Genomic DNA, 21,399 nt, shown 5'->3' with positions numbered 1-21,399 from the left:
TCATTGCATCGACAATCTGCTCTTTGCTGCCCTCGGCGCGGTGGCTGTATCGCAGCTGTCGCCAGGCCTGACAAGGGGCGGAAAGTAATTCGGCAGATTGCATAAAAGATGGCTCGACAGACCGCATCCACGGCTCAAATCGAAGGCAATGTCGGCAGCAAATGTCGGCTGGCTTTTCTGGGTTGAAGGCTTGGTTGGCGCCTCGCCGGATGGGTTTCCAAGCGTTTTCGCAAGCAGGCCATGACTGGTTTTCCGGGAAGGGGCGGGTGGTTCCAGCGGGTAAAAAAAACGGGAGCAAAGCTCCCGTCAAACAACGAAGAACGAAGAACGATGTTCAGAACTCGGAGACCTTACCCCAGACCCCTTTGTTCAGACGGGCAAGTGAGTAGTGGGTGTGGTCCACAAATGGCGTCGTACCGGTCGCGAGTTCGGCAATCAGGCGCCCGGCACCGGGACCGATGCCAAAGCCGTGACCCGAGAAGCCGGCGGCCAGAATGAACCCGGGCAGGTTCTGCGCTTCGTCGATAACCGGCACACCGTCGGGGGTGCTGTCGATATAGCCTGCCCAACCTGCCTGAATGGGTACGCTGCCCAGGGCGGGCAACAGCCGGCGTGCCCGGGCGAGGGTTTCCTTCAGGATTGCATCTGATGGGCGAGGGTCGAGGATACGGACGCGCTCCATCGGTGTAGGTCGGTCGAGCGCCCATTTGCGGCGCGTCTCGTGTCCGTACTGCCAACCTTGCAGATCACCGGGCGAGAGCATTTGCCAGCGCTTGGCGAACATCGGCAGAAAGTACGATGAGAACCGGAGTTGCTGCGGCGTCGGATCCACACAGGCCCGTCCGGAAATGGCCAGCGTGTAACCGCCATCCCCGCGCCGCGTGACGGTCACATCGCTGGTATGAAGTGTGTCGGGAAGCCCCTGGGCTCCCGGCATGACCGACATGATGCTCGATCGCACCGACGCCTGGGGAAAGCGAATGCCAAGCTGGGCACAGAAGGAAGAGGCCCAGGCGCCGCCAGCCATCACTACCTGACGGGTCTTGATCACGCCCTTTTCCGTAATGACACCCGACACCCGGCCGGCTTCGGTCTCGACGCCGCGAGCTGCGCAGAATTGGTGTATCGAACCGCCATGCTTGATCACGCCCTTGGCAATCAGCGGGGCCGCCCGTGACGGGTCAGCGATGCCGTCGGACGGCGAAAATACACCACCCAACCAGGGCTTGCCGGTTGCCGCGCCGCGTTGCGTGGCTTCGGCGCCGCTCAGCATATGAGTCGTGACCCCCTGAGTGAGCGCGAAATCGCGCCATTTTGCCCAACCGTCGAGCTCGGCCTGGCTATCCGAGAGATAGAACAATCCGCAGCGGCGAAAGCCCAGGTCCTCGTCCAGGTCAGCGGTGATCTCCTCCCAGAGCGCGAGACTTTTGGTCGATAACGGCAATTCGCGTGCGTCGCGGTTCTGCTGACGGCACCAACCCCAGTTGCGGCTGGACTGCTCGGCTCCTATGCGGCCCTTCTCGATGACAGCAACGCTCATCCCCTGACGGGCCATGAAATAGGCGGCGCAGACGCCGATAATGCCACCGCCGATGACGACGGCATCGGCGCTTTTCGGCAGCTCCGGTGTGGACGCAATGGTTATCAAGGGAGCCGGCATTCTATTCTCCTGGCCTGGAATCAATTTGTTTTATCGCTCGGTAGTGAGCCATGCAGGCAATGCTGCAACGTGGCTTCAATACCGTGACGCCAGTGCTCGCCGATGAAGTGATCGGCCCGCGCGGGAATCCGGCTGCCAATGCCGTTGCGTTGGTCTCATATTAGTCATCTCGACCCGAGAGGACTGCCGTATTGGGCGTGTGCAATCGCAGGATCGGGTATTTTCGGGCATGCGCTCGCAAGTTTCTGCTGCGCAGCCCGCAGTGATCGATGCCACAAACCCTCCCGAACGTTTCCGGGTCGAAGCGTTAGCTTTCGCCGACGGTGAAAATAAACCGGAAGTTGCGTATTCCCAGGGTATCCGGAATTTTCTGCTGAGCACTCGGCAGCATACTGCTTGCAGGCGAACGAGCAGGGCATTCTCGTGGAGCCCGCACCGAACCGGGCGACTACATTCCGTGGAATGTGCGCGTAAACCTGGCAGGTGCTCATCCAATAACAGCGAGTTGGCGTAGATGAAAACACTGCTGCTTACTAAAGAAGAAGTCGGCAAATTGATCTCCATGCAGGATGTCATCGGTGCGGTGGAGGAGGCGTACAAGGCCTTCAGCAGTGGACAGGTGGTACAACCTGACTACATAGGCATACATCTGCCGGCACCACGCGGAGAAATCGACTTCAAGGTCGGTTACTGCAAGACCAACGAAATGATCTCGATGAAAGCTTCTTCCGGAGGCTTCCTCGATAACCCGACAGCACACGGCGTGCCCAACGGCATGGGCTCCATTCTGTTGTTCGATGCCAGGAGTTGTGCGCTGATCTGCGTCATGGATGGAAGCCTGCTCACCGGTCTCAGGACGGGGGCGTCGGGGGCCGTTTCGGTAAAGGCACTGGCACGCAAGAGTGCGAAGAAAATCACCACCATAGGTACAGGGAACCAGGCTCGGATGCAGATTCGGGCCATCAGCCTGGTGATGCAGATCGAAGAGATCCACGCCTGGAGCAGAAACCCGGAAGCGCTCGCCGGATTCAAAACGGATATCGAAGGCGAGTTCGGTATTCCAGTGACCTTGGCCGGTTCCAAGAAAGAGGCGGTCGAACAGGCGGATATCCTGATCACCACCACTCGTGGCAAAGGTCCCTTGGTGGAAGCGAGCTGGGTAAAGCCCGGTACTCACATCGTAGCCATAGGGACGGACCAGCAGGGCAAGCAAGAGCTGGATCCCGAGATATTCAGGCACGCCAGGATCGTCAATGACTCGATCTCCCAATGTGTCGAAAAAGGGGAGACCTGGCATCCGCTGAACGCGAAGATCATCACCCGGGACGCTATCCATGGTGAGCTCGGCGAGATATTGCTGGGCAGAAAGCCTGGCCGGGAAAACGATGACGAAATCACCATTTTCGATTCCACGGGCATGGCAATACAGGACAACACCACCGCGGAAAAAATCTACCGCAATGCACTGGAAAACAACGTCGGGACCTTCTTTGCGTTCCTTTGATCAGTGATTTTCGACAGTACGGAGAGATGAAATTCCATGCGTGACTATCCAACCCTGCAGGATATTCGAGAAGCCCAAGCGCGGCTGAAACCCCATGTCAAACATACGCCGTTACTGCGTGCGGAAAAGATAGAGAAAGCTGTGGGTTGTCAGCTCTATCTGAAGCCCGAAACCCTGCAGATCACCGGGGCGTTCAAGATTCGCGGTGCGCTGAACAAGACGCTCTCGCTGTCCAGGGAAGAGATCGCCAACGGCATCATCGCCACGTCTTCCGGTAATCACGCCCAAGGGCTCGCCTATGCAGCCCGAATGCTGGGTGTGAAAGCGATTCTGGTGCTTCCGGTTACCACGCCAAAAATCAAGATCGACAATACAAAAGCCCTTGGCGCGGAAGTCATTCTGTTTGATGGCGACACCGCTGCCCGGTGGAAAAGGGTGTACGAAATCGCAGCGGAAAATGGCTACGCAGCCGTCCATGCCTTCGAAGACCCGCTGGTGATGGCCGGTCAGGGAACGATTGGCTGCGAAATCCTGGAGGACTTGCAGGATGTGGACACAGTCATCATTCCCATGGGGGGCGGCGGCCTGATTTCCGGTATCGCCACCGCCATCAAGGAAATCCGGCCATCGGTACGGGTTGTGGGCGCAGAACCCGCCTTGACCCCCAAGTACTATCACAGCAGGTTGAACAAGGAACGCACCACGCTTCCCTTGAAGAACACCATTGCCGATGGCTTGAGAATAAGCGTGCCGGGGCAGAATCCCTTTCCCATCATCGAGCGCTACGTGGACGAAATCGTCCTGGTCGAGGACGAACACATCATCGAAGGCATGCGTGTCTTGGCCAAGGACGCGAAACTGATTGCTGAACCAGCGGCTTCGATCGGCATCGGCGCGCTGTTGGCGGGGGTAGTCAAGGTCAGGCCGGATGAAAAGGTCTGCGTGGTGCTGACCGGCGGTAACTGGGACCTGTGCGACCTTGCCGAGATCTACAAAGCTGGCGAGTAAGCTTTCGACACGTGCGGTAGATGCTCTGCCTATGAAGCCGCAGAGGTACCGCGGACTGACGCTGACGAACGCCCCTTCTTCATGGAGGGGCGTTTTTTTTGCTGAATCAGAAAGGGTGAGCCGTTCTATCCGGGCCCGGCAACGGGTACCGCAGATCATGTCAGGCATGCTTCAGATCAAAAAGGAATCTGCCTGAGTCTCACCGCAATAGAGCATTTCCGTAGGGCTGATATTCATAGACTTGTAGTCACCAACTGTCATCCACATTCAGGAGATTGACCAAGTGACATACAAACCGAAATTCATCAGCTTCGATTGCTACGGGACGCTCATCAACTTCGAAATGGGGCCGACCGCCAGAAAACTTTTCGAAGATCGTGTTCCGTGCGATCGGATGCCGGCTTTCCTGAGCAGTTTCAGCTTCTACCGCCTGGATGAAGTACTCGGCGAGTGGAAGCCATTCTTTGACGTCGTTCAGAACGCCATTGAGCGCACCTGTAAGAAACACGGTGTCGAGTATCGCCTTGCCGATGCGCTCGCCTTGTACGAGGCCGTACCGACCTGGCAGCCCCACCCGAACGTCGTCGAGACGCTGACGGCAATCGCTGCGCATGTCCCGCTGGTGATCCTGTCGAACTCGATGGTCGATCTGATCCCGCATAGCGTCGCCCACCTCAAGGCACCTTTCCACGCGGTCTACACCGCCGAGGAGGCCCGCGCCTACAAGCCACGGGCGCAGATGTTCGAATACATGTTCGATCAACTCGGCTGCGGACCCGAGCAGATGATGCACGTCTCATCGAGTTTTCGTTACGACCTTATGACGGCTTCGGATCTGGGGTTCATGGCCAAGGCCTTTATCGACCGCGGACACGAGCCTGCGTGTGACGGCTATGGTGTTGACCGGTTGACCGATATTCGCCAACTTCCCGGCTTGCTTGGCCTGGACTGCCTGGCCCAGGCTCCCGCGATGAAACGGGGCGCGTGATGGAGGAGAATCCCCCGATCACGGCTGCTGCGTTGAGCACGGCAGTACCCAGCCTTGCCCCAGACGAGGTGGGAGCCCTGGTCCGCCGTCTCTATGGTATCAATGGCCGCGTCAAATCCCTGGTGGGCGAGCGCGACCAGAACTGCTGCATAGAGACGGACGACGGCAGGCGTTACGTCGTCAAGATCAGCAATCCATCCGAGCCGGTTTCGGTGGTTGATTTCCAGATCGCGGCGCTTGAGCACATTGCCCGCGTGGCGCCCGAGCTGGTGGTGCCCCGCGTGGTGCGCACGCTTGGCGGACAGGCGCGTGACACTGTAATGCTGACCGATGGGGTGCGGACCACCGTGCGGATGCTGACTTATCTCGACGGCGTCCAGATCCGGGATACCGTGCGAACCGCCGCGCAGCGTCGAGCGATGGCGACGTTGCTTGCCAGGCTGAATCTCGCGTTGCGGGAATTCACCCATCCTTCGGCGACGCATGATCTGCTCTGGAACGTTTGCGCAGCACACCGGCTGGCAGCCAGGCTTGGTGATATCGTGGACCCCTCGCGTCGCGCGCTCGCCGAGTCGTTCATGACGCGCTTCACCGAGTATGTCCTGCCGCATCTGGCCTCGGTGCGGTCACAGGTGATCCACAACGACTACCACCTCTACAACGTGCTGGTCGCCCCTGAGGATCACGAGCGCATGGTGGGAATCATAGATTTCGGCGACATGCTGTATGCGCCACTGGTCGGTGAAGTCGCTACGGCGGCGGCTTTCCACATGAGCGGCACAACTGATCCGTTCGAAGGGGCGGCGCAGTTCGTCGGTGCCTACCACGCGACGCTGCCGCTCAGTGAGCTGGAGCAGGAGATCGTCGCCGACCTTATGGCCACACGTCATCTCATCACCGTGTTGATTTCGGAGTGGCGGGCCAGGCGCTACCCCGAGAACCGGGCCTACATCATGCGCCACAACCCGGCAGCATGGGAGGCGTTGTCCCAGATGGCCGATCTTTCCCGCGCCGAGGCGCGCGACCGACTACTTACTGAAGTACGAAAAGGACAAACCGATGAAAAGCACCACTGACCTCAACATGGTCAACGCCTATATCCCCGGGCGCGCCAATCTGAGCCCTGTCACCGCGGCGATGATCGAGCGACGCGACGCCTTGCTCGGCCCGGCCTATCGGCTGATGTACGAACATCCGTTGCACATCGTGCGCGGCGAAGGTGTGTGGTTGATCGATCCGCAGGGCCGTCGTTATCTCGACGTATATAACAACGTCGCGTCACTCGGGCATTGTCACCCGGCGGTGACCGAGGCGATCTGCCGGCAGGTGCAGACTCTCGCGACCAACACCCGCTATCTGCATGACACCATTCTGGAACTGGCCGAACGTCTGGTCGCGACCGTACCCGAGACCCGGCTTGCTCACCTCATGCTGACCTGCACGGGCAGCGAGGCAAACGATCTGGCCTATCGTATCGCGCAGGTTCGCACCGGTGGCACGGGCGTAATCGTGACCGAAACCGCTTATCACGGTTTCACCGACGCAGTGTCGAAATTTTCGCCGTCACTCGGCGTGACAGTCGATCTCGGTGCGCACGTTCGCCTGGTTCCGGCGCCGAGCCTCTATCATGCCGAAGGCGCTGACCTCTGCGAACGCTTCACCCGCGATGTCGAGGCGGCGATCGCCGATCTGCAGCGTCACGGCATCAAGCCGGCGGCACTGATTGTCGATTCGATGTTCACCAGCGACGGCATCCTTCCTGGACCGGCGGGCTTGTTGAAGGGCGCTGTCGAGGCGATCAAGCGGGCCGGCGGCCTGTTCATCGCCGACGAGGTCCAGCCCGGCTTCGGCAGGACGGGCGAGCATATGTGGGGCTTTCAACGTTACGGCGTCAACCCTGACATCGTTACCCTGGGCAAGCCGATGGGCAATGGACAACCTATCGCAGGACTGCTGGCCACTGCTGACGCGCTGGCGGAATTTGGCAAGAACTCTCGATACTTCAATACCTTCGCCGGCAACACCGTATCGTGCGCTGCGGCGCTGGCGGTGCTGGACACGCTCGAGAAAGAAGAGCTGGTGCAGCATGCGGCCAAGGTCGGCAAGATTCTGCGCGACGGCATTGCAAATCTCGCCAACCGGCATGAGGCCATCGGTGACGTGCGCGGTGTGGGCATGTTCGTCGGCGTGGAACTGGTTTCGGATCGCGTAACGCGAGCGCCCGACCGGGAGCTCACTACGCTGGTGGTCAATCGGATGCGCGACAAGGGTGTCCTGCTCAGCGCCTGCGCGAAGGGGCACAATGTACTCAAGATTCGACCGCCGCTGGTGCTGTCTGCGGAGCAAGCCGGCATGGTGATCGAGGCGCTGGACGAAGCACTGGCCGTAGCGCAATCTGCGAGAACAAGGTAGCCGGCAAGGCACTAAAGGTAATCGACATGCGATGTTCAGCTTCCCTTGACCCGTTCGATATCAAGATTCTTGTGCATCTTCAGCGAGAGGGACGCTGTTCGAACGTCGACCTGTCGGCAGCCATTGCTCTCAGTGAGAGCCCGTGCCTGCTCCGTACCAAACGACTTCAGGAGACCGGCGTTATCCAGGGCTACCGCGCACTGGTAGCCCTGGAGAAGCTGGGCAGCCACGTCATGGTGTTCTCCGAGGTGACGATCAGCAGCCACCGGCCCAGCGACTTCCGCAGGTTTGAAGCGGGGGTCGACAAGTATCAGGAGATCATCGAGTGCTACAACGTGAGTGGCGGCTACGATTACCTGTTGAAGATCGTGGCGCCAAACATTTCCTGCTTCCAGGCGCTCATGGATCGGCTGCTGGAAGACAATATCGGGATCGAGAGATTTGCCAGTCGAATCGTCCTGAGGCAGCCGCTCGATCAGCGCGGGTATCCACTGGGCACGATCGCAACCGGAAAGCCGAGTTGGGATTGATCGATATCATCGGTTGACCGGCAGGCCGCGCCTGCAAGCCTTCGAATATATGTTCGACAACCTCGGTTGCGGTCCGGAGGACGTGTTGCACGTGTCCTCGGGCCACGCGTGACGTGGCTCGCAAGTCGCAGCCAACGGAAACGGGTGCTTTCCCCGGAAAGCGCCCGTTTTGTCTTTTCGCCGGGCGCATTTTCTGCGGGAATCGCGCCTACACTTGTTTCAGGTACTTGGAAAAATGAGCCGCAAGGGTGCGGAGGGCCTGGAAATGCCCTGCTCTGAAGCGCTCCGCAAAGTCTGCTGAGTGTGGCTGGCAAAACGGTGGTTTATATCAAGCAGGTCGCGCTTTTAACGCCATATGCTGGTTTCTCGGTGCTGTAATGAAGTTGTGGTGCTGCGACGCATCGTCGATCCGGAAAAGAAGGGCCGATACCGTCGACATCATGTTTATCAACGAACTTCAGGACTGCCCATATGAGCTTTCTGCGCCCCAAGTACATAACCTTCGACTGCTACGGCACGCTGACCAACTTTCAGATGGGCCCCCTGACGCGCGAGCTGTTCGCTGATCGCGTTGCCCCTGAGCAGATGGATCAGTTCGTCAAGGATTTCACCGCTTATCGCCTGGACCAGGTGATGGGTGACTGGCTGCCTTACGATGAAATTCTCAAGACCGCGATGTCGCGCTTGTGCAAGCGTTGGGGCATCGAGTATCGCGGCGAAGGTCAGATTTATTACGATGCGGTGCCGACCTGGGGCCCGCATCCCGACGTGACGGCCGGCCTGGCGAAGATCGCCGACAAGATTCCCCTGGTGATCCTCTCCAACGCGATGGACGAACAGATCATGTCCAACGTCGACAAACTGGGCGTGCCGTTCCACAAGGTCTTCACCGCCCAACAGGCCCAGGCTTACAAGCCGCGCCTGCAAGCCTTCGAATATATGTTCGACAACCTCGGTTGCGGTCCGGAGGACGTGTTGCACGTGTCCTCGAGCTTCCGTTACGACCTGATGTCAGCCAACGACATGAAGATCCAGAACAAGGCCTTCGTCGCCCGTGGTCACGAGCAGCCGGGCAATGCTTGCTACAACTACCGTCAGATCGCCGATATCGGCGGGCTGGCCGGTCTGGTCGGTCTCTGAGTCGTCTTCCTCAACCTATAAGGGGTTAGCCATGCGCAGTGAGTCTTATTGGCTCGATACCGCACCGGTGTTCACCGGGGCTCAGACCGGGGCGCTGCCGGCGCGGGTCGATGTTGTCGTTGTCGGTGGCGGTTTCACCGGTCTGTCGGCAGCCCGCGCGTTGGCTCTGAAAGGCGCGAGCGTTGCGGTGCTGGAGGCGGGGCGGGTGGTTGGCGAAGCCTCAGGGCGCAATGGTGGGCAATGCAATACCGGGGTGGCCCAGGACTACGGCAGCCTCGTAGCCACCCTCGGCGCCGAACAGGCTCGGGCTTATTACCGTGCCTATGAAAGCGCGGTCCAGAGCGTGGTTACGCTGGTTGAGCAGGAGCGGATTGCCTGCGACTTCAGACGCGGCGGCAAGCTCAAACTGGCGGCCAAGCCTCAGCACTATGAAGGGCTGGCGCGGACCTGCGAGCTGATTCGCCGTGAGGTGGATGCCGATGTCGAGTTGCTGAGCGCTGCCCAGGCCCGCACCGAAGTGGATTCGGCCGAGTTTCACGGCGGACTGCTGCAGCGCAACGGCGTGCAAATGCACATCGGGCGCTTCGGTGTCGGTCTGGCCGAGGCGGCGGCACGGCACGGGGCGCTGATCTACCAGCAGACCACTGTCCAGGGTTGGAAGGCAGACACCAGTGGTTATCGGGTCGATACCAGCCGCGGCAGCCTGCAGGCGGGGCAGGTTCTGTTGGCAACCGGCGCGTGCCAGCATGGCGGGTTGGGTTGGTATCGCCGCCGGATCGTGCCGGTGGGCAGTTTCATCGTAGCCACCGAAGTATTGCCCGACGCGCTGCTCGACCGCCTCCTGCCGGAGCGTCGTTCATACGTCACCAGTCGCATGATCGGCAACTACTTCCGGGTAACACCCGACAATCGCCTGCTGTTCGGTGGTCGGGCGCGCTTTGCCATGTCTGGCGGCAACTCCGATGCGAAGAGTGGCAAGGTGTTGCAGGCGGCAATGACGCGGATGTTCCCGCAATTGGCCGATGTGCGCACCGATTACTGCTGGGGTGGGTTGGTGGACATGACGGCTGACCGGCTGCCACGAGCCGGCCAGCATGGCGGCGTCTATCACTCAATGGGCTATAGCGGCCACGGGGTGCAGATGTCGGTGCACATGGGCCAGGTGATGGCCGATGTCATGGACGGCAAGGCCGATGGCAATCCCTGGGGTGAGCTGGATTGGCCGGCGATTCCGGGGCACTTCGGCAAGCCCTGGTTCCTCCCGGCAGTGGGTCTCTATTACCGGCTACAAGATTATTTGCATTGAGGTCGTTCTTTGCCTCGGGTTGTGTGTACGGACATCGTTATCCGAATAACTGAGTTTGTTGCTTCACCGTCGTTTGCGTTACCAGGTCGCTCAGGCTTGACCGTGAGCATTTGAGCCTTCTCATTATCGACAGGTAGAACCGATATGACTGACAACAAGAATAAAACCGAATCCCCACTGATCACCGGCGAACAAAGCCTGCGTGTCTTCGAGGGACTCAATCGGGGCATGTCACGCCGTGATGCGCTGCGTATGCTGGGTCTGGCAGGCGTGGCCGTCGCGGGTGCCGGCAGCCTGTTCGGCCCGGCCGGTCGGCTGTTCGCCGCGGAGGCCGGCGCGACGGTCGGTGCGACGGGTAAAGGCAGACGTGGTGGCCGCATCAAGGTTGCCAGCGCGACCAGTTCGACCGCCGATACGCTGGATCCGGCGAAGGGCGGCAATTACACCGATTACTGCCGTCACAATATGTTCTATAACGGCCTGACCACGCTGGACGAGGCTCTGGTACCGCGCATGGCGCTGGCAGAGTCGTTCGATACCAGTGACGCGACCTCCTGGACGGTCAAGCTGCGCAAGGATGTCGTTTTCCACGATGGCAAGCCGTTCACCTCGGCCGATGTTGTCTATTCGCTGAGTCGTCACAAGCTTCCCCAGGTCGGTTCCAAGGCACTGACCATTGCCCAGCAGTTGGATGAGGTGAAGGCCACCGGGCCGAATGAAGTGTTGATCCGGTTGACCAGCCCGAACGCTGACTTACCGGCCATCCTCGCTACCACGCACTTCCTCATTGTGCGTGACGGGACCACCGATTTTGCCACCGCCAACGGTACCGGGCCCTTCAAGTGCGCGGAGTTCCAGCCGGGCGTGCGTTCGATCGCTGCGCGCAACGACAGCTACTGGAAGCCGGGCCTGCCTTACCTCGACGAAATCGAGTTCTTCTCGATCCCGGATGAGGCCGCCCGTATCAGCGCACTGCTCGCCGGCGACGTGGATCTCATCAACCCGGTCAATCCGCGTTCGACTGCGCGCATCCTCGACAGTGACAAGGTAGGGCTGATGGAGACAGCTACCGGTGGTTATACCAACCTGGTGATGCGTGATGAACTGGGCCCGGTCCAGAACCCGGACTTCGTATTGGCGATGAAGTACCTGCTCGATCGCAAACAGATCAATCGAGCAGCCTTTCGTGGCTACAGCACCATCGCCAACGACCAGCCGATCGCTCCCAGCAATCGCTACTACTTCGCGGGCCTGCCACAACGCGAACACGATCCGGAGAAAGCGAAGTTCCACCTGAAGAAATCCGGTATGGCCGGGCGCTCCCTGCCTATCGTGGCTTCCGAAGCCGCCACCGGCTCGCTGGACATCGCTCAACTGATGCAGCTCTCGGCACAGCAGATCGGGCTCAAACTCGATATCAAACGGGTGCCGGCGGACGGTTACTGGTCCAATCACTGGATGAAGCATCCGCTGGGCTTCGGAAACATCGGGGCGCGCCCAACCGCTGATTTGTTGTTCAGCCTGTTCTTCCAGTCCGGCGCTGGCATGAACGAATCCGGTTGGAAGAACGAGCAGTTCGACCAGTTGCTACTTGCCGCGCGTGGGGAGACCGACGATGCCAAACGCAAGCAGATGTATGCCGATATGCAGGTGTTGGTACATGAACAATGCGGTGTCGGCATTCCGCAGTTCACCAGCAGCCTCGATGGCCACAATGCCAAGTTGAAAGGTCTGGTTCCACACCCGCTTGGCGGCTTGATGGGCTACATGTTTGCCGAGCACGTCTGGCTGGATGCCTGAGCGAACAGAGCAACGATAGCTCGATAACCAAGACGCGCCTGCGGGGTGATGCAGGCGCGGTCATCAAGTAAAGGTATTCATTATGAACAGCACTATCGCACGGCTTGTTTCCAGTCGTCTGGCTGTAGGTGTGCTTACGCTGCTTATCGTGTCGCTCGTGGTGTTTTTTCTCACCAGTCTGCTACCGGGTGACGCGGTTCAGGAACAGCTCGGCCAGGATGCTACGCCGGAAGCAGTGGCGGCCATGCGTGCGCTGCTTGGCCTGGATCAACCGGTGTACCTGCGGTACTTGCACTGGCTGGGCGGGTTGATCACCGGCAATCCCGGTGTTTCCCTGGTCAACGGCATGGCGGTCGACGAAATGATCGCCAGCCGTCTGCCCAATACCCTGCGCCTGGCCTCGGTCGCGGCGCTGGTCTCGGTGCCGCTGGCGCTGACGATAGGTATTTTGTCGGCCATGTACCGCGGCTCGATTTTCGACCGTTACAGCAACATGCTGGCAGTGTTCGCCGTATCCGTGCCGGAGTTCCTGATAGCGACCATCGCGGTGTTGATCTTCGCGGTCAAGCTTGGCTGGCTGTCGGCGCTGTCGCGTAACGTCGAGGTCGAGTCGTTCGCGGAGCTGGTGCGCGTTTATGCGATGCCGGTGCTGACGCTGTGTTGTGTATTGGTGGCTCAGATGGCGCGCATGACGCGAGCCGCGCTGATCGATCAGCTCAGCGCGCCTTATGTCGAAATGGCAGTGCTCAAGGGCGCACGCCCGATACGGGTGGTGCTTCGTCATGCGCTGCCCAATGCAATCGGGCCGATCGCCAACGCGATTGCGTTGAGCCTGTCGTACCTGCTGGGTGGTGTGGTCATCGTCGAGTCGATCTTCAACTATCCGGGTATCGCGACGCTGATGGTAAACGGCGTGGTTACCCGCGACATGCCGCTGGTACAGGCGTGTGTCATGTTGTTTTGCCTCGGGTTTCTGGTGCTGGTACTGCTGGCAGACCTGTGTGCAATTCTGTCCAACCCGAGGCTGCGCAAATGAAACTTGACACTACTCCACCGACGCCGGGTACAGAGAACGGCATTAATCAGGATGGACTCAAGCTGGCCGTTGCGCGCCACCATCGGCGCCGGCTCAAGTTGTCCTTCAGCGGCTTCATCGGCCTGCTGATCGTGAGCTTCTGGGCGCTGATGGCCATCTTCGGCCCGTTGTTGGCGCCCTACGATGTCAACGCCATGCCCAGCGACGGTTTCTTCGGGCCACTCAGCGTGCAGTTTCCACTGGGCACCGACTATCTGGGCAGGGATATTCTCAGCCGACTGTTGCACGGAGCCCCCTACACCATCGGCCTGGCGTTGGTGGCAACCGTACTTGCCTGCTCGGCGGGTGTGATATTGGGGCTGGTGGCCGCGGCCTCCGGAGGCTGGATCGATGCGCTCATAAGCCGCACCGAAGATGCGCTGATCTCCATTCCGAACAAGATTTTCGCGTTGTTGATGGTGGCCTCGTTCGGTTCCTCTGTGCCGCTGTTGTTGTGCATGGCTGCCTTTGCCTACATGCCGGGCTCCTTCCGCATAGCACGTGCGGTGGCGGTGAACGTCATGACGACGGACTTTGTCCGGGTCGCTCGCACGCGAGGCGAGGCCATGCCGTACATCATCTTCATCGAGGTGCTGCCGAACATGCTTCGTCCGGTGTTGACCGATTTTGGCCTGCGCTTCGTGTACGTGGTGCTGCTGCTGAGCGCGATGAGCTTTCTTGGGCTTGGCATACAGCCGCCGGACGCGGATTGGGGGTCGCTGGTCCGAGAAAACATCCAGGGCCTGGAAGAGGGCGCTCCGGCCGTACTGGTACCGGCGCTTGCCATCGCCAGTCTGACCATCGGGGTCAACTTGCTCATCGACAGCTTCGGCGGGCGATCCAAGCACGGGACGGAGAAGTGAAATGAACGAAATCGTCAGAGTAAGTGGCTTGCGCGTGGCCGCGCGAAATGAAGAGGGTATCGACGTACCGATCGTACACGGCGCCGATTTCAGCCTGAACAAAGGCGAAGTACTGGCACTGATCGGCGAGTCCGGTTCCGGCAAGAGCACCATCGCGTTGTCACTGATGGGCTACGCCCGCAGTGGTTGCCGCATCGTAGGCGGCTCGGTATGTATCGACGGTGTCGACGTGCTCAAACTGTCGAATGCCGAGCTGGCAAAGCTGCGCGGACGCACGGTGGCTTATATTGCGCAGAGCGCGGCTGCGGCATTCAATCCGTCCAAGAGCATCATGGAGCAAGTGATCGAAAGTGCGCTGATCCACGGCACGCTGTCGCGGCAGCAGGCACAGGTCAAGGCCGTCGGGTTGTTTCGGGCGCTGGCGTTGCCGGACCCCGAAGGCATCGGCGCGCGCTATCCGCACCAGGTCTCGGGCGGGCAGTTGCAACGACTGATGGCGGCCATGGCGTTGATCACCGATCCGGCACTGGTGATCCTCGACGAGCCGACCACGGCGCTGGATGTCACGACCCAGATCGAAGTGCTGCGGGCCTTTAAACGGGTGGTTCGTGAACTCGGCACAACGGCCGTCTATGTCTCGCATGACCTGGCGGTGGTGGCGCAGATGGCCGACCGTATCGTCGTGCTGCGCGACGGCCAGATCCAGGAAAACAGCAGTACAGAGCAAATTCTGATAGAACCGGAACATCCCTATACCCGTAGCCTGCTGTCGGCCATGAAGCCGTCTGCGAGCCTGGACGCGCCTGATCAGGACACGGCTTCCTCGGGTAATGATCTGCTGCTCGACATCCGTGGTCTGGAGATATGCTATGGCCCCAAGAAGGTGCTGCAGGATGTCGATCTCCAGGTGCGCAGGGGCGCGGCAGTCGGTGTGATCGGCGAGTCGGGGTCCGGAAAAACCACGCTGGCCCAGGCTATCGCCGGCCTGGCGGAACCTTCGGCCGGGCGGATCCTGCTGGACGGGCAACCGCTCAGCAAGACGCTGGCCGGTCGTACCCGCGAGCAGTTTCGACGTGTTCAGTTCGTCTTTCAGAATGCCGATACGGCGTTGAACCCGCGACACACCATCGAAGATATCCTGGGTCGTCCGTTGCGTTTCTATCACGGCATGAAGGGCGCACAGCGCCAGCGCCGGGTGGCCGAGTTGCTGGCACTGGTGCAGCTACCGGCAAGCATCGCGCAACGCCGGCCCGGCGAGTTGTCCGGCGGGCAGAAGCAGCGGGTCAACCTGGCCCGGGCACTGGCGGCAGAGCCGGACCTGATCCTGTGTGACGAAGTGACCTCGGCACTGGATACCGTGGTAGGCGCGGCGATTCTCGAACTGCTGCGTGACCTGCGTCGGGAGCTGGGGGTTTCCTACCTCTTCATCAGCCACGACATCTCTACCGTCCGCGCGCTGTGTGACGACATCGTGGTGATGTACAGCGGCCACAAGGTCGAGGCGGGTGATTGCGAGTCGTTCGTCCAGGTGCCATTCCACCCCTATACCGACCTGTTGATCAATTCGGTGCCGGAGCTGCGCCAGGGGTGGCTGGAGAGCTGCGGTGCCTCTTGCGGTGACCTGCCGCCGATCAGTGCGGTGGATACCACTGCGCACCTGTGTCCGTTCCTCAACCGGTGTCCGGTGCGCATCGACGGCCTGTGCAATCGCAGCGCGCCGCCACGACGAAGCATCGTCGGTGGTAGCGAGATTCTGTGCCATCACGAAAGTGCCGAGCTGCTCAAGGCACAGCAGGGATCGGACAGCGTGAAACTGGTAGGTACCTACGCATGAGCAAACGTTTTGCAGGTTTGGTCGAGCAGGCTGAGGCGACGGTGGTAACCGATAGCGAGGCCATCGAGATATTGCAGGGCGACACCTTGAAGGGCGCGCGGCTGGCCCGGGTATCGGTGATGTGATGGGCGGGCCAGGCATCGATATCGCCCCTTTCGACATCAACCGCTTTGCCGGCACGGCTGAGCAATGGAGCATGGCGTCATGAGACCTCGGGCACTGGAAATCTTCAAGCGACTGATCGCTTTCGACACGGTCTCTTCGGAGTCCAACCTGGCATTGATCGACTATGTGCGCGAGCTGCTGTCGAGCAAGGGCATCGAGTCGTTGATCGTCAAGGACGAGAGCGGGCACAAGGCCAATCTGTTCGCCAGTACCGGTCCGCGCGATCAGCCCGGCATCCTGCTGTCCGGGCACACCGATGTGGTGCCGGCCGCCGGCCAGGCCTGGAGCGTGCCGGCGTTCCAGGCGACGCTCAAGGATGAGCGGATTTATGGCCGGGGCAGCTGCGACATGAAGGGTTTCATTGCCCTGGCGATCGACGCCATGCTCGAGGCCGCTGACTGCTCGTTGAGTCGCCCGTTGCAACTGGCCCTGTCCCATGACGAGGAAATCGGCTGCGTTGGCGTACGCCGCTTGCTCGACGTCCTGCACCTGGCGCCGTTGCGGCCGATGCTGTGCATCGTCGGTGAGCCGACCAACATGCAGTTCGTTCTCGGGCACAAGGGCAAGGGGTCTTATCGTGCTCTGTGTCGGGGGCAGGAAGCTCATTCATCCCTGGCCCCGCGGTCGGTCAACGCCATTCATGTGGCCTGCGACTTTATCGCCACGCTGCGCGAGGGCCAACGGCGCTTGCAACAGCAGGGCGCGCACGACGCGGATTACGACGTACCCTACAGCACCGTGCACGTCGGGCAGATTACCGGCGGCAAGGCCCTGAACATAGTCCCGAACCTGTGCAGCCTGGATTTTGAGGTGCGCAATTTGCCGGCCGACGACCTCGATCAGTTTCTCGAGCAGATGCGCGAACAGGCCGAACAGATCGTGCGTGAGGCCAAGCGCTTGTCCGGCGCGGCCGATATCGAGATCGAGACGCTGAACGTCTACCCAGGGCTGGATACCCATCCCAGCGTCGAAGCCGTGCGCTTTCTGAAGAACTTCGCTCCAGCGGATACCGGCAGTGCAAAAGTTTCCTTCGGCACTGAAGGCGGTTTATTCAGTCAGCGCCTGGATGTACCGGTGGTGGTCTGCGGGCCGGGCTCCATCGAACAGGCGCACAAGCCCGATGAATTCGTCGAGCTGAGCCAGATGCGGGCCGGGGAGCGCTTTCTCGATGGGCTGCTGGGCTCCTTGAAGCTGTAACGCCGGTGTTTCTCATGTGACCCTTGCCGAGTCCGGGAAGGGTCACTGCGCGTTCTTGCCGTTCACCCGATCCCCTTTGATGGTCGGCGGATTTCTCGCTCGAGGAAAGCGCGCGCGTGCCTGCCAAGGGCCAATACCTCAACCGAGTAACCAACAAAAAAGCGGGACTCTGACGAGTCTCCGATAACACTCTGGGAGTCCGTCCATGAAAGTTCTCGAACGCCTTTCCTTCTCCACCAAGTTCGCCTTGCTCGGTCTGCTGGTCCTTGCCCTGATTGCCGTGCCGAGCACCTTGTATGTGCTCGGCGCGCTGCAAACGGGTCGTCAGGCCGATCGGGAAGTACAGGGCCTGCCGTCGGTCCAGGCGCTGCTGCATCTGGTCGCGCTGACCCAGCAGCATCGCGACCTGGCTACCACCGTGCTCGGCGGCGATGGCACTCTGCAACAGGCTCGCCTGGCCAAGCAGGCTGAGGTGCAGCGTGCCTTCGAGGCAAGCGAGCTGACGCTGCAGGCGGCCGGGCTCGATCCGGATCTGTTGGCTGCCTGGCGCAAGGTACGCGAACAATGGCAGGCGCTGTCCGTGCAGATCGACCAGGGCACCGTCAAAGCCAGGCAGAGCCTGCAACTGCATTCGCAACTGATCGCCGCCATCCTGTTGATCGAAGATGCCTTGCTCGATCATTTCGAGCTGGCGCTGGACCCGGTCCTGGAAACCTATTCGCTGATGTACGCCGCGCTGATCGAGATGCCGCAAACCGCCGAGCTGTTTGGTCAATTGCGCGGCTACGGCAGCCTGTATCTGGTGCAGGGGCGAATCATGCCAGAGCAACAAGGTGCCTTGGTGGGCCTGACCTCCCAGGCGTTGGCCAGCCTTGACAGGATGACTCGGGCCTTCGCCAAGGCAGCCGCTACCGAACAGGCGTTCGCCGCCGTGCTGGAAACACCTCTGGCGGCGTTGCGCCCGCAGATCGAGCAGGCGCTGGCGTTGACCGACACGCAACTGGTCGCGGCCCTCGAGATGGATCTTTCCTCCGGTGGTGGCTACGGCGTCAAGTTGAGCTACCCGGTCGCGGATTACCTGGCCGCGTATGACCGACCGATTGGCGCTCTGCAGGCCCTTGGCGATTCCGCATTGATGATGCTCGACGAGTCGCTGACGGCGCGGCGCGACCGCTATCGGCAGAACACCCTGCTGATGTCCGTCGGTCTGCTGGCGTTGCTGCTGATGGGTGGCGCCCTGGCCACCGTGATCGTACTGCGCCTGCTCAAACAGCTGGCTATCGCCATGGCGGCAGCCGAGCGGATCGCCAAGGGCGACCTGACCCAGACGCTTGATACCACCGGTATGGATGAGGCGGCACGGCTGCTTCAGGCATTACAGTGCATGCAAACGGACCTGCGTGACACCGTCAGCCAGGTGGTGAGTTCCGCCGAACAGTTGGGCTCGACCTCCGAGGCACTGAGTGTTGTGACCGAAGATGCCAGTCGAGGGCTGCAAAGGCAGAGCGAAGAGCTCGACCAGGCCGTGACCGCCGTTACCGAGTTGACCTGTGCCATCGAAGAGGTGGCGCGTAATGCCGCCTCCGCTTCGCAGGTGTCCCAGGCTGCCGATCACTGCGCGCGCCAAGGCGAAGACAGCGTCGCCCGAACGGTCGACGCCATCGAGTCGTTGACCGGCGATATGGCGCATACCGCAGATGCGCTGCAAAACCTGGCGGGCCAGATAGGTAATATCGGCTCGGTACTGGATGTGATTCGCAGCATCGCCGAGCAGACCAACCTGCTGGCCCTGAATGCCGCGATCGAGGCGGCTCGGGCGGGCGAGAGCGGTCGTGGCTTCGCCGTGGTGGCGGACGAGGTACGGGCCCTGGCGCAAAGAACCCAGGACTCGACCCGACAGATCGAGACCATCATCGGCTCGGTACAGCAAGGCAGCCGCAGCGCTCTCAGCGCCATGCACAGCAGCAATGAAAAGACCCGCGATACCTTGGGGCTCGCACGCGGAGCGGGCACTGCGCTGAATGCCATCGTCGAGGCTATCGGACAGATCAACGAGCGCAGTTTGAGTATTGCCAGCGCCACCGAAGAGCAATCCCAGGTCGCCCGTGAGGTCGATAGCAATTTGTTGAATATCCGCGATGTCTGCGCACGGACCTCGGCCGGCGCCAGGCAGACCCGCGAGTCCAGTCAGGAGCTTGCCGACCTGGCCAACGGCCTGAGTGGGCGGGTCAGGCATTTCAGCGTCTGACCCGGGGCCCGGGCGTATCGCTGCATGCCTGGTCCGCCACGATCCGGCAGGCCGGCCCTTCACATCATCAGCGGAATTTCCCCGGTATAGCCTGCTGTCATCGACAGATATTCAGCAGCCAACGCTGCTGCGACGGCGCTTTCAGCATCCTTGCCTGTGGCGCCTGAATAGACTGAAGGCTGTCTCGGAACAGGACTCGATCATGCTCAAGAATCGCTTGCAAGACCCCAGCCTGCTGGTAGAACACGCTTACATTGACGGTCACTGGGTGGGCGCCGATAACGCCGCCACCCTGGATGTCATCAATCCCGCCACGGGTGAGTGCCTGGCCCGGGTTCCGGCCCTGCAAGGCGTGGAAACCCGTCGTGCTATCGAGGCCGCCGACCGCGCCTGGCCGGCCTGGCGAGCGCGGCCCGCGGCGGAGCGCGCGGCGCTGCTGGAGCGCTGGTATCAAGCCATGCTCGATAACCTCGACGACCTGGCCTTGATCATGACTTGCGAACAAGGCAAGCCCCTCAACGAAGCCAAGGGCGAGATCCGTTATGGCGCCAGTTTCGTCAAGTGGTTCGCCGAGGAAGCTCGACGGGTCTACGGCGAAACCATCCCGGCCCCCAGCGGTGACCGTCGTCTGATTACTCTGAAGCAACCTGTCGGGGTTTGCGCCGCGATCACCCCCTGGAACTTCCCCAACGCGATGATCACCCGCAAGTGCGCGCCAGCCCTGGCGGCCGGTTGCCCGGTCATCGTCAAGCCTTCGGACCTGACGCCGCTTTCCGCCTTGGCGCTGGCGGTGCTGGCCGAGCGGGTCGGGATACCGGCCGGGGTGTTCAACGTCGTGACCGGCATGCCGGCGGGTATTGGCGAAGAGCTGACCAGTAACCCGACGGTGCGCAAGATTTCCTTCACCGGTTCGACCGCCGTGGGCAGCTTGCTGATGCGCCAGAGCGCTGAGCAGATCAAGCGTTTGAGCCTTGAACTGGGCGGCAATGCTCCCTTCGTTGTGTTTGATGATGCGGATCTGGAGCAGGCGGTGGCCGGCATCATGCAGAGCAAGTTCCGCAATGCCGGGCAGACGTGTGTCTGTGCCAACCGCATTCTGGTGCAGGACGGGATCTACGAACGCTTTGCTCAGCGCCTGGTGGAGGAGGTGGGCAAGCTCAAGGTCGGCAATGGCCTGGAGGCCGACGTGAGCATTGGCCCGCTGATCAACGCGGCGGCGGTCAGCAAGGTCGCCCGGCACATTGACGATGCCCTGGGCAACGGCGCTCGTCTGCTCTGTGGCGGCATCCCTGCGGGTGATAGCCAGTTCGTTCAGCCGACGGTGCTGGCCGAGGCTCATGCCGGGATGTTGCTGGCCCAGGAAGAAACCTTCGGTCCGGTTGCACCGTTGATGCGCTTCAGCACTGAGGAAGAGGCCCTGGCCCTGGCCAATGCCACGCCCTATGGCCTGGGTGCCTATTTCTTCACCCAGGACCTGCGTCGCTCGTGGCGTTTCGGCGAGGCGCTGGAGTTCGGCATGATCGGCCTCAATACCGGGTTGATTTCCATGGAAGTAGCCCCCTTTGGTGGCGTCAAGCAGTCCGGTCTGGGCCGCGAGGGTTCCAAGTACGGCCTGGACGAGTACCTGGAAGTCAAGGCTTTCCATATCGGTGGGCTGTAGAGCAACGGT

The 21,399-nt window shown here is 60.9% G+C and carries 16 protein-coding genes and 2 pseudogenes; 17 read left to right on the top strand and 1 reads right to left on the bottom strand.

Going from position 1 to position 21,399, the window contains the following annotated elements:
* Positions 1 to 334: 334 nt before the first annotated feature.
* Positions 335 to 1,660, bottom strand: coding sequence for an FAD-binding oxidoreductase (locus LOY35_RS17775; protein WP_258625253.1), 1,326 nt, complete (start codon positions 1,658 to 1,660; stop codon positions 335 to 337).
* A gap of 514 nt (positions 1,661 to 2,174) precedes the next feature.
* Here LOY35_RS17775 and LOY35_RS17770 point away from each other — a divergent pair.
* The 17 genes and pseudogenes from LOY35_RS17770 (at position 2,175) to LOY35_RS17690 (ending at position 21,390) form a co-directional block, all read left to right on the top strand.
* A complete protein-coding gene (locus LOY35_RS17770) occupies positions 2,175 to 3,164 on the top strand; it encodes an ornithine cyclodeaminase family protein (protein ID WP_258625251.1) in 990 nt (329 codons plus the stop codon).
* A gap of 36 nt (positions 3,165 to 3,200) precedes the next feature.
* Positions 3,201 to 4,172: a threonine/serine dehydratase gene (locus LOY35_RS17765; protein ID WP_258625249.1), complete on the top strand. Its 972-nt coding sequence runs from the start codon at positions 3,201 to 3,203 to the stop codon at positions 4,170 to 4,172.
* A 283-nt stretch (positions 4,173 to 4,455) separates the two neighbouring features.
* Positions 4,456 to 5,160 carry a haloacid dehalogenase type II gene (locus LOY35_RS17760; RefSeq protein ID WP_258625248.1) on the top strand — a complete coding sequence of 235 codons (705 nt, stop codon included), beginning with the start codon at positions 4,456 to 4,458 and terminating at the stop codon, positions 5,158 to 5,160.
* Positions 5,160 to 6,236 (top strand): phosphotransferase, encoded by a 1,077-nt coding sequence (locus LOY35_RS17755; RefSeq protein WP_258625246.1) that lies wholly within the window; start codon positions 5,160 to 5,162, stop codon positions 6,234 to 6,236. Before LOY35_RS17760 ends, LOY35_RS17755 begins: the two co-directional genes overlap by 1 nt.
* Positions 6,220 to 7,572, top strand: coding sequence for an aspartate aminotransferase family protein (locus tag LOY35_RS17750; protein WP_258625245.1), 1,353 nt, complete (start codon positions 6,220 to 6,222; stop codon positions 7,570 to 7,572). Before LOY35_RS17755 ends, LOY35_RS17750 begins: the two co-directional genes overlap by 17 nt.
* Before the next feature lie 26 nt (positions 7,573 to 7,598).
* Positions 7,599 to 8,102, top strand: coding sequence for an Lrp/AsnC family transcriptional regulator (locus LOY35_RS17745; RefSeq protein WP_258625243.1), 504 nt, complete (start codon positions 7,599 to 7,601; stop codon positions 8,100 to 8,102).
* A gap of 22 nt (positions 8,103 to 8,124) precedes the next feature.
* A pseudogene (locus LOY35_RS17740) lies at positions 8,125 to 8,202 on the top strand (haloacid dehalogenase type II); the annotation flags it as partial.
* 371 nt (positions 8,203 to 8,573) lie between these two features.
* The gene (locus LOY35_RS17735) at positions 8,574 to 9,242 is read left to right on the top strand and encodes a haloacid dehalogenase type II (protein WP_258625241.1); all 669 of its coding nucleotides are present in this window, start codon (positions 8,574 to 8,576) and stop codon (positions 9,240 to 9,242) included.
* Between the two features lie 31 nt (positions 9,243 to 9,273).
* Positions 9,274 to 10,548, top strand: coding sequence for an FAD-binding oxidoreductase (locus tag LOY35_RS17730; protein WP_258625238.1), 1,275 nt, complete (start codon positions 9,274 to 9,276; stop codon positions 10,546 to 10,548).
* A gap of 144 nt (positions 10,549 to 10,692) precedes the next feature.
* Entirely contained in the window at positions 10,693 to 12,348 is a 1,656-nt protein-coding gene (locus tag LOY35_RS17725; RefSeq protein WP_258625237.1) for an ABC transporter substrate-binding protein, read from the top strand.
* A gap of 82 nt (positions 12,349 to 12,430) precedes the next feature.
* The gene (locus tag LOY35_RS17720; protein ID WP_258625235.1) at positions 12,431 to 13,384 is read left to right on the top strand and encodes an ABC transporter permease; all 954 of its coding nucleotides are present in this window, start codon (positions 12,431 to 12,433) and stop codon (positions 13,382 to 13,384) included.
* Complete coding sequence (locus LOY35_RS17715; protein WP_258625233.1) at positions 13,381 to 14,286, top strand: ABC transporter permease; 906 nt, start codon at positions 13,381 to 13,383, stop codon at positions 14,284 to 14,286. The genes LOY35_RS17720 and LOY35_RS17715 overlap by 4 nt, the downstream gene beginning before the upstream one ends.
* A gap of 1 nt (position 14,287) precedes the next feature.
* Positions 14,288 to 16,120: an ABC transporter ATP-binding protein gene (locus LOY35_RS17710; protein WP_258625232.1), complete on the top strand. Its 1,833-nt coding sequence runs from the start codon at positions 14,288 to 14,290 to the stop codon at positions 16,118 to 16,120.
* Positions 16,117 to 16,245, top strand: a complete 129-nt coding sequence (locus LOY35_RS17705) for a hypothetical protein (RefSeq protein ID WP_258625231.1) — start codon at positions 16,117 to 16,119, stop codon at positions 16,243 to 16,245. Before LOY35_RS17710 ends, LOY35_RS17705 begins: the two co-directional genes overlap by 4 nt.
* Positions 16,246 to 16,324: 79 nt before the next feature.
* Positions 16,325 to 17,482: an acetylornithine deacetylase gene (gene argE / locus LOY35_RS17700; RefSeq protein WP_258625230.1), complete on the top strand. Its 1,158-nt coding sequence runs from the start codon at positions 16,325 to 16,327 to the stop codon at positions 17,480 to 17,482.
* Between the two features lie 1,462 nt (positions 17,483 to 18,944).
* Positions 18,945 to 19,730 (top strand): annotated as a pseudogene (locus tag LOY35_RS28630) (methyl-accepting chemotaxis protein); the annotation flags it as partial.
* Positions 19,731 to 19,932: 202 nt separating this feature from the next.
* Positions 19,933 to 21,390, top strand: a complete 1,458-nt coding sequence (locus LOY35_RS17690) for an NAD-dependent succinate-semialdehyde dehydrogenase (protein WP_258625225.1) — start codon at positions 19,933 to 19,935, stop codon at positions 21,388 to 21,390.
* Positions 21,391 to 21,399 lie beyond the last annotated feature (9 nt).

It is taken from the genome of Pseudomonas sp. B21-028 (assembly GCF_024749045.1).
Classification (GTDB): Bacteria; Pseudomonadota; Gammaproteobacteria; order Pseudomonadales; family Pseudomonadaceae; genus Aquipseudomonas.
This window is presented reverse-complemented; position numbering and strand designations above follow the sequence as displayed.